Genomic DNA, 9,763 nt, shown 5'->3' on the forward strand with positions numbered 1-9,763 from the left:
TATGCTCTAATTCAATAAGGAACCATGAAGCGGATCAAATTGATAGCCTGCAAAGCAGATAAAATGAGTAATGCACAATATAAATTTGAAACTGCACAACATTGAACTGTTTTTAAATTCCATTTGGTTATAAAAAATTCATTTCTATTATTATATTGTTATGGCAACTGTGCGTATTATCATTACCATCTTTATGTAATCATGGAAAACAGCGTCATGGCACTCACCAATCTCTCGGCTTTAACCTCGCCCCTGTCTGAGCAGCAACTTGTCCAGCTGCAGCAAGCTATGGCCGATTTAACACCCGTTCAAACGGCATGGGTCAGTGGCTATTTAGCAGGCATCGGCCAACAGAGCGTTGCGGCACAAGCGCCTGTCAGTTCAGGGCAGAGCCTGACTATTTTGTTCGCCTCGCAAACGGGTAACAGTAAAGGAGTTGCCCAGCAGCTAGCCGAGCAGGCAACAGCGAAAGGGATCGCCAATAGATTAGTTTCAATGGCTGATTACAAAGTTAAGAATATCAAAGATGAAAGCCATCTGATTATCGTGACCAGCACCAATGGCGAGGGTGAAGCGCCCGATGATGCCATTGATCTGCACCAGTTTTTAGCGTCTAAAAAAGCGCCTAAATTAAATAGCCTTAAATTTGCAGTGTTAGGACTTGGTGATTCAAGTTATGAATTTTTCTGCCAGACAGGCAAAGAGTTTGAACAACGCATTGGCGCATTAGGTGCAACTGCAATTGTTGACCGTTTAGACGCCGACGTTGATTATGAGCAGGTTACACAGGCCTGGTTTGAACAGGCATTAAGCGCCATAGAGCAAACGCTCGAAAAAGGCGGTGTCGCGGCTGCGCCTGTTGCTTTATCAGCACCTACCGCAGCAGCTGCCAATAAATATGATAAACATAACCCGTTTACGGCAAGTTTATTGGTAGGTCAGAAAATAAGCGGGGAGAGATCCGCTAAAGAGGTCTCTCATATCGAAATCGATCTGCAGGGATCCGATCTGCATTACACAGCAGGTGATGCACTGGGTGTATGGTTTAAAAATGATCCTTTACTGGTCGAGCAGTTAATCACCAAGCTCGGTCTTGCACCTGAAACACTGGTGCTTATCGATAATATCGAGATAACACTTAAAGATGCATTAAGCGAACATTATGAATTGACCAGTACGCACCCTGCATTTGTTGAAGGTTATGCGCAACTAACTAACAACGCGGCGCTATTAACACTCGCACAAGATAAGAATGCATTGCGTGATTTTGCCAATACCCATCAAATTATCGACGTGATCACGGAACAAGGCAATGAAGTGGTTACTGCCGATAACTTTCTTCTATTATTGCGCCATACCAGTCCGCGTTTATACTCAATTGCGTCAAGTCAAACAGAAGTAGAGGAAGAGGTTCACTTAACAGTCGGAACCGTCAGTTTTGAAAATAAAGATGGCGAACAACGTTATGGCGGCGCATCAACATTCCTTAGTCATCGCCTGCAAGAAGATGATCAGGTAAAAGTATTTATTGAAGAGAACCATAACTTCCGCTTGCCGAGTGATCCGGATACTGCGGTTATTATGGTAGGTCCAGGTACAGGTATCGCGCCTTTCCGCGCCTTTATGCAGGAACGAGAGGCAACGGATGCAAGCGGTAAAAACTGGTTATTCTTTGGTGAGCAGACATTTAATGAAGATTTTTTATATCAAGTTGAATGGCAGGCACATCTTAAATCAGGCTTGTTAAGTAAACTAGATTTAGCATTTTCACGTGATCAAAGCGAAAAAATATATGTGCAAGATCGCCTCAGAGAAAATGCCCAGGAAGTTTATCAATGGTTACAAGATGGCGCTCATTTTTACGTATGTGGCGATGCCAACCGTATGGCTAAAGATGTGCAACAGGTCTTAATTGAGATTATCAGCGAACAGGGCAATATGAGTGTCGATAACGCTGAACAATATTTAACAGAATTACGTCAAGCAAAACGTTACCAAAGGGATGTTTACTAATGAGTCAGAAATTACACGATAACGAACGCATTAAAATTGAAAGTAACTTTCTTCGCGGTAAATTAGTGGAAGGACTGCAGGATAATACCACCGGTGCTTTTATACCTGATGACGTGCAGCTGGTTAAGTTTCATGGTCTATATCAACAGGATCATCGTGACTATCGCGCTGAGCGTAAGCAACAAAAATTAGAGCCTTTATACTCATTTTTATTACGCGCGCGTTTACCGGGCGGCGTAGTCACGCCGCAGCAGTGGTTAGAGATTGACCGCGTGGCAGAAGAGTTAACCGATGCCGGTAGTATTCGTATTACCACACGGCAAACATTCCAGTACCACGGCATTTTTAAACGCAATCTTAAATCGGTATTCCAAGAGCTTAAGTTTAAAGCCAATATTGATTCTATTTTCACGGCCGGTGATGTTAACCGTAATACCATCTGCACATCAAACCCGGAACAGTCGGAATTACATACCCAGGTTTACGAACTGTCTAAAAAACTCAGTGAACATTTTTTACCTAAAAGTAATGCCTACGCTGAAATCTGGTTAGATGGCGAGAAAATGTTAGAAACGGAACAGGAGCCGATTTACGGTGAAACCTTCCTACCGCGTAAATTTAAAATAGCAGTTGCATTGCCGCCCTATAATGATGTTGATATCCATGCCAATGATCTGAACTTTATTGCCATTATTGAAGACGAGAAAATAACCGGCTACAACGTAGTAGTCGGCGCAGGTTTGGGTATGACCCATGGAGATAAAACCACTTTCCCGCGTTTAGGTGATGACTTTGGCTTTATCCCGGCAGACCAAGTGATTACCGTGGCCGAAGCAGTCGTTACCACACAACGTGATCTTGGCAATCGAATTAGTCGCTCACATGCACGTACTAAATACACATTAGAAACACATGGCGCCCAGAAATTTAAGTCTGAAGTGGAAAAACGTTCAGGTATCACCTTTGCAGCGCCCGGTGCTTATGAATTTACACAGCGCGGTGACCGTATCGGCTGGGTAAAAGGGATTGATAATAAATGGCATTTAACCGTATTTATTGAAAATGGCCGGATCCTTGATTTTGTGGGTAAACCGCTAAAATCGGGCTTAGTTAAAATCGCCAAAGTGCACCAAGGTACTTTCCGCATGACAGCGAACCAGAACCTGATTATTGCAGGCGTGCCGGAAACACAAAAAGAAACCATTGAAGCATTGGCAAGAGAATGCGGTTTGATTGATGACAGCACCACAGATCAGCGTAAATACTCAATGGCCTGTGTGGCACTGCCCACCTGCCCACTAGCGATGGCAGAAGCGGAGCGTTACCTACCAGGCTTAACGGATGATGTTGAAGCGTTGCTAACAAAACACGGCATTGCCAAAGATCATATTATTTTGCGAGTTACCGGGTGCCCAAATGGTTGTGCTCGTGCAATGCTCGCTGAAATAGGCTTAGTTGGCAAAGCTCCAGGTCGTTATAATCTTTATTTAGGCGGTAATAGCAACGGTACGCGCCTGCCTAAGATGTATAAAGAAAATATCGATGAAGTAACCATTATTAAGGTGCTTGATCAACTTATAGGCCGTTGGGCAGTTGAGCGCAAACAAGATGAGTGCTTTGGCGATTTCTCAATCCGCGCAGGCATAGTGGCAGAAGTTATTATCGCTTCTAAGGATTTCCATGACTAAAAAAATCGATCTTCAAGCTCTGTTACTGCTTGATAAAGCGCAGCGTACAGACGCACTAAAAACAGTAAATGCACTGCTTGATAAAAAAACAGCCCATCAGCGGATAGTCTGGGCATTTGAAAATCTTGAAAGCGAATTTGTCCTGTCTTCAAGTTTTGGTATTCAAGCGGCGGTATGCCTGCATCTGATCACGCAGGTAAAAGCGGATACACCCATTATATTGACCGATACCGGCTACCTGTTTCCGGAAACCTATCGGTTTATTGATCAGTTGACGCAAAAGTTAAATCTTAATCTGAAGATTTACCGTGCCGAACAGAGTAGCGCCTGGCAGGAAGCGCGCCACGGTAAATTATGGGAGCAAGGTGTTGACGGCTTAACACAGTACAACTTAATCAATAAAGTTGAACCGATGAAACGTGCACTTAAAGCGTTAAATGCAAAAACTTGGTTTTCAGGTTTACGTCGCTCGCAGGCATCAAGCCGGGGCGATCTCCCCGTATTGAGCATTCAAAATGGCTGCTTTAAATTTTTGCCCATTATTGATTGGAGTAATAAAGAGGTTCATTACTATCTCAAAGATAATGGGCTTGAGTACCACCCTCTTTGGGAACAAGGTTACGTTTCAGTGGGGGATGTACAAACATCTCGGCCCCTCGAAATCGGCATGAGCGAAGAAGAAACACGCTTCTTTGGCTTGAAACGCGAATGCGGTTTGCATGAAGATGAGGGTGAAAACCAAGGTAGTGGTATCTAATCTCCTACAAATTCAATATGCAATAAATAGAGCCCTCACATTATGAGGGCTTTTTTATTTACACAGAAAAAATAAGCGTTAAGCTTTATACAGCACCGCCGATAAATATAAAGAGAAGCAGACCCCAACCAAAGGAATGAAGGTTATGAAGCAGCCGCTTATTTTATTATTGTTATTCACATTTTCCCAATACGCTAGCGCATACTCTTCTGAGTATGATGTAATACAAATCTATTCTCAGGATGAACTCAACGAATTAGTTAATCTTAATAAACACTTACAACGCGTTAAGTCCGATGATTGCCAATTGGTTGCAGACATTAAAGCACATGCACTAAAAATAAAAGAGCCTGCTTATACCTATTTATGGGGCGATATGCTCGCCTGGGGGGTTTGTGTGGAGCGTGATGCAAGACTTGGCATGCACTATATCGAACAAGCAGCGAAACAGGGATTGTTACCTGCACTTGAGCAGTTAGGCCGCTACTATGAGAAAGGAATTTTAGTAGAAACAAATAAAGCACGGGCACTTATCTATTATCGAGAAGCCGCACTACAAGGATTTTTAAATGCACAATTTAATTATGTGCGCATGTTAATGGATGGTTACGGCAGTCCTGTGGATTATGAAGATGCATATCGCTCTTTATTTCTTAGCATAATCGACGATAAAAGACTTAAACAAAAAACCAAAAATCTGCTTTCTCAACTAGCAGAAAAAATGCCCGAGCATGTTGTAACACGTGCACGCAAAGTGGCGATTTAAGCAACTAAAAGAAGGTATTCTGCTTGCACTAACACAATACAGAGCTATTTAAATATCAGGTATACAGCAATAGCTCACTTTTATATCGAACTTCATTACAAATCTGTTGCCACCATTGCGCTAACAGATTTGTATATATCTCTATTTTGAAAGCCCTATTGCCACTATAAATACCCTTAAAAAAATTTGCATATAAACAGGGATTATTTGTGTGTTTATCCTTGTAGAGGAAGCTATAAATTCGCCTAAGTGATCAATTTTGTGTTTTTCAATCTAAAGAGTAATTATTACTCAATGATTTACGATCCAGCACCTACGTTTTTACAGGTATAGCGCCACCTTTCTACAGGTATAAAAATCGATCGCCTAAGCCTCTCTTTTGTGTTGTTCAATCTAAAGAGTAATTATTACTCAATGATTTACGATCCAGCACCTACGTCTTTACAGGTATAGCGCCACCTTTCTACAGGTATAAAAAAAGAGAGCCTAAGCTCTCTTTTTTGTGTTGTTCAATCTAAAGAGTAAAACTTACTCGATGATTGTAGAAACAACACCAGCACCTACAGTACGGCCACCTTCACGGATAGCGAAACGTAGACCTTCGTCCATTGCGATTGGACCAATTAGTTCAACAACAAATTTAAGGTTGTCGCCAGGCATTACCATTTCAACACCTTCAGGAAGCTCAACAGCACCAGTAATATCCGTTGTACGGAAATAGAACTGTGGACGGTAACCTTTGAAGAATGGAGTATGACGGCCGCCTTCATCTTTACTTAGTACGTATACTTCAGACTCAAATTTAGTATGAGGAGTAATTGAACCTGGTTTAGCAAGAACTTGACCACGTTCAACGTCATCACGCTTAGTACCACGTAGAAGAACACCAACGTTCTCTCCAGCACGACCTTCGTCAAGAAGTTTACGGAACATTTCAACACCAGTACAAGTAGTTTTAACTGTTGGACGTAGACCAACGATTTCAACTTCTTCACCAACTTTGATGATACCGCGCTCAACACGACCAGTAACAACAGTACCACGACCAGCAATTGAGAATACATCTTCAATTGGTAGGATGAATGGTTTGTCAACGTCACGCTCTGGAAGCGGGATGTAGTTATCTAGTGCTTCAGCAAGTTCCATGATTTTAGCTTCCCATTTTGGGTCGCCTTCAAGAGCTTTAAGTGCAGAACCTAGAATTACAGGTAGATCATCACCTGGGAAATCATATTCGCTAAGAAGTTCACGAACTTCCATTTCAACAAGCTCAAGAAGCTCTTCATCATCAACCATGTCACATTTGTTTAGGAAAACAACTAAATGTGGAACACCAACTTGACGAGAAAGCAGGATATGCTCACGAGTTTGTGGCATAGGGCCATCAGTTGCAGCAACAACTAAGATGCCACCATCCATTTGTGCAGCACCAGTGATCATGTTTTTAACATAATCGGCGTGTCCAGGACAGTCTACGTGCGCATAGTGACGAGTATCAGTATCGTACTCGATGTGAGAGGTATTGATTGTAATACCACGTTCACGCTCTTCAGGTGCGTTATCGATAGATGCGAAATCTTTAACTACGCCGCCGTGTGCTTTAGTTAAAACAGCAGAGATAGCAGCTGTTAGCGTTGTTTTACCATGATCGACGTGGCCGATTGTACCAACGTTTACATGTGGTTTATTACGTTCAAATTTTTCTTTAGACACAGTGTGTACCTTCTTTATCAGTTAATACCTCTCCACATGCCATCACATGGAAAGATGATAGTTTAATTTATTTTTTATTTCGCTTCAATAATTGCATTAGCTATTTTTTTAGGCGCATTAGCATACTCAGAAAATTCCATGGAATAGGACGCGCGACCTTGTGTCGCAGAGCGTAGTGCGGTTGCATAACCGAACATTTCTGCAAGTGGCACCTTGGCGTGTACGATTTTAACCCCACCAGGGCCATCGTTCATACCGTCAACTATACCGCGACGACTATTAAGATCGCCAATAACAGAGCCCATCCAATCTTCTGGTGTGGTAATTTCAACTTTCATCACAGGTTCGAGTATAGTTGCATCAGCTTTTAATGCACCATCTCGGAAGCCTATCATGCCTGCAATTTTAAACGCCATTTCACTTGAGTCAACTTCGTGGTATGAACCATCTAATAAAGTCACTCGCACATCAAGCATTGGGTACCCAGCAAGCACACCTTGGTTCATCTGTTCTTCACAGCCTTTGCTAACTGCAGGGATAAATTGCTTTGGAACACTATCCCCGACAATTGCGTTAACAAATTCAAAACCAGAACCCGCTTCAAGCGGTTCAAGTTTGAGATGGACATGGCCATAGTGGCTAGGTCCTTCACCCTGACGAATAAATTTACCTTCAACGGAAACTGTTTTACGAATAGTTTCACGATAAGCAACTTGTGGGTTACCCACGTTACAGTTCACACCAAACTCACGACGCATGCGATCTACGATAATATCAAGGTGTAATTCACCCATACCGGAAATCAGTATCTGCCCAGAATCTTCATTCGTTTCGACACGAAAAGAAGGGTCTTCAGCAGCAAGTTTATCTAACGCAATAACCAACTTATCTTGATCGGCCTTTGTTCTCGGCTCAACCGCGATTTGGATTACTGGTTCAGGAAACTCCATACGTTCAAGAATCACTATATGCTCAGGAGAACAAAGCGTATCACCCGTAGTGACATCTTTAAGGCCGATTGCAGCAGCGATATCGCCAGCACGCACCTCTTTGATCTCTTTACGGTCATTGGCATGCATCTGAACGATACGGCCAAAACGTTCTTTCTTCATTTTTACTGAGTTATAAAAGTGATCCCCTGAATTCACAACACCTGAGTACACTCGCATAAATGTCAACGTCCCGACAAACGGGTCAGTTGCTATTTTAAATGCCAGTGCGGCAAAGGGCGCTTCATCAGTCGCCGGACATTCAATCTCTTCCTCTTTTGCATTGATGCCTTTAATAGCAGCCACTTCTGCAGGAGAAGGAAGGAAGTCAATAACCGCGTCTAATACCGCTTGCACGCCTTTATTCTTAAAGGCGCTGCCGCAGGTCGCTAAGACGATTTCATTGTTTAACGTACGAATACGTAAACCGGCTTTGATCTCATCGATAGAAAGCACACCTTCTTCAAGGTATTTTTCCATCAGGAAGTCGTTTGCTTCAGCAGCTGCATCTACAAGTTCTTCGTGCAATTGTTCTGCACGCTCTTGCAGGTCAGCCGGAATGTCGTAATATTCAAACGTCATTCCTTGATCTGTATCACTCCAATCAATCGCCTTCATTTTAATCAGGTCGATCACCCCTTGAAACGCATCTTCTGTACCGATATTCAGATGAATGGGTACACAAGTAGCGCCTAAACGAGTATGGATTTGTTCAATCACAGCTTCAAAATCAGCCCCAATACGGTCCATCTTGTTAACAAACACTAAACGCGGAACGTGGTATTTGTTAGCTTGACGCCAAACAGTTTCTGATTGAGGCTCAACACCCGATGCGCCACAAAACACAACCACCGCACCATCAAGCACTCGCAAAGAACGTTCAACTTCAATAGTGAAATCTACGTGTCCCGGCGTGTCAATGATATTGATACGATGCTGATCGTACTCTCCCTGCATGCCTGACCAGAATGTCGTAGTTGCTGCGGATGTGATAGTAATACCACGTTCCTGCTCCTGCTCCATCCAGTCCATTGTTGCCGCACCGTCATGCACCTCACCAATTTTGTGAGATAGACCTGTGTAGAACAACACACGCTCTGTCGTTGTTGTTTTACCCGCATCGACATGAGCAACAATACCGATATTGCGGTAGCGCTCAATGGGAGTTGTACGTGACAAATTGATGTCCTTTTAAATAAAACTAAGCGTTAATATTGAAACAAAAGCACAAACAACAGTTTGTGCTAGATTCCTACCAACGGTAATGAGCGAATGCTTTATTAGCATCTGCCATGCGGTGAACGTCTTCACGTTTCTTAACCGCTGAACCTTTATTATCTGATGCATCAACTAGCTCACCAGCTAGACGTAATGCCATTGATTTTTCACCACGTTTACGTGACGCTTCAACTAACCAACGCATTGCTAACGCATTACGACGAGAAGGACGAACTTCTACAGGAACTTGGTAAGTTGAACCACCAACACGACGAGATTTAACTTCGACGCTTGGACGTATATTTTCAAGAGCTACTTCAAAAAGGTCTAATGCAACTTTACCGCTTTTTTCAGCAGCGGCGTTCAGTGCAACATAAACAATTTTTTCTGAAACTGATTTTTTACCGTCAACCATTACAACGTTAACGAATTTTGCTAAAAGTTCCGATCCGAACTTAGGATCTGGAAGGATTTTACGAGTACCTACGACGCGTCTTCTTGGCATCTTGTTTTCTCCGTGCGCTTCAGGATATTACCCAAAACATATTAAATTAAAATAGTGTCTGTTTGGCCTTACTTACGGAAAAGCTTATGCTTTAGGCTTTTTAGCACCGTACTT

7 protein-coding genes are annotated in these 9,763 nt (G+C 42.7%); 4 read left to right on the forward strand and 3 right to left on the reverse strand.

All coding sequences use genetic code 11. The features are described from left to right. The first annotated feature begins 216 nt into the window (after window positions 1-216). From ACJAT7_RS02390 to ACJAT7_RS02405, 4 genes are all read left to right on the forward strand, one after another. Window positions 217-2,013 (forward strand): assimilatory sulfite reductase (NADPH) flavoprotein subunit, encoded by a 1,797-nt coding sequence (locus ACJAT7_RS02390; protein WP_415225195.1) that lies wholly within the window; start codon window positions 217-219, stop codon window positions 2,011-2,013. Next, window positions 2,013-3,701 (forward strand): assimilatory sulfite reductase (NADPH) hemoprotein subunit, encoded by a 1,689-nt coding sequence (gene cysI / locus ACJAT7_RS02395; RefSeq protein ID WP_415225196.1) that lies wholly within the window; start codon window positions 2,013-2,015, stop codon window positions 3,699-3,701. The genes ACJAT7_RS02390 and cysI overlap by 1 nt, the downstream gene beginning before the upstream one ends. Beyond that, window positions 3,694-4,458 carry a phosphoadenylyl-sulfate reductase gene (locus ACJAT7_RS02400; RefSeq protein WP_415225197.1) on the forward strand — a complete coding sequence of 255 codons (765 nt, stop codon included), beginning with the start codon at window positions 3,694-3,696 and terminating at the stop codon, window positions 4,456-4,458. Before cysI ends, ACJAT7_RS02400 begins: the two co-directional genes overlap by 8 nt. A 145-nt stretch (window positions 4,459-4,603) precedes the next feature. Continuing rightward, complete coding sequence (locus ACJAT7_RS02405) at window positions 4,604-5,224, forward strand: tetratricopeptide repeat protein (protein ID WP_415225198.1); 621 nt, start codon at window positions 4,604-4,606, stop codon at window positions 5,222-5,224. A gap of 528 nt (window positions 5,225-5,752) precedes the next feature. On the opposite strand, the gene tuf is transcribed toward ACJAT7_RS02405, so the two are convergent. The 3 genes from tuf to rpsG form a co-directional block, all read right to left on the reverse strand. Continuing rightward, window positions 5,753-6,937, reverse strand: a complete 1,185-nt coding sequence (tuf, locus tag ACJAT7_RS02410) for an elongation factor Tu (RefSeq protein ID WP_415225199.1) — start codon at window positions 6,935-6,937, stop codon at window positions 5,753-5,755. Between the two features lie 74 nt (window positions 6,938-7,011). Continuing rightward, complete coding sequence (fusA, locus tag ACJAT7_RS02415; RefSeq protein WP_415225200.1) at window positions 7,012-9,105, reverse strand: elongation factor G; 2,094 nt, start codon at window positions 9,103-9,105, stop codon at window positions 7,012-7,014. A gap of 73 nt (window positions 9,106-9,178) precedes the next feature. Further along, window positions 9,179-9,649, reverse strand: coding sequence for a 30S ribosomal protein S7 (rpsG, locus tag ACJAT7_RS02420; protein WP_415225201.1), 471 nt, complete (start codon window positions 9,647-9,649; stop codon window positions 9,179-9,181). Window positions 9,650-9,763: the final 114 nt, after the last annotated feature.

Origin of the sequence: Psychromonas sp. (assembly GCF_047632995.1) — a bacterium.
Taxonomy (GTDB): domain Bacteria; phylum Pseudomonadota; class Gammaproteobacteria; order Enterobacterales; family Psychromonadaceae; genus Psychromonas.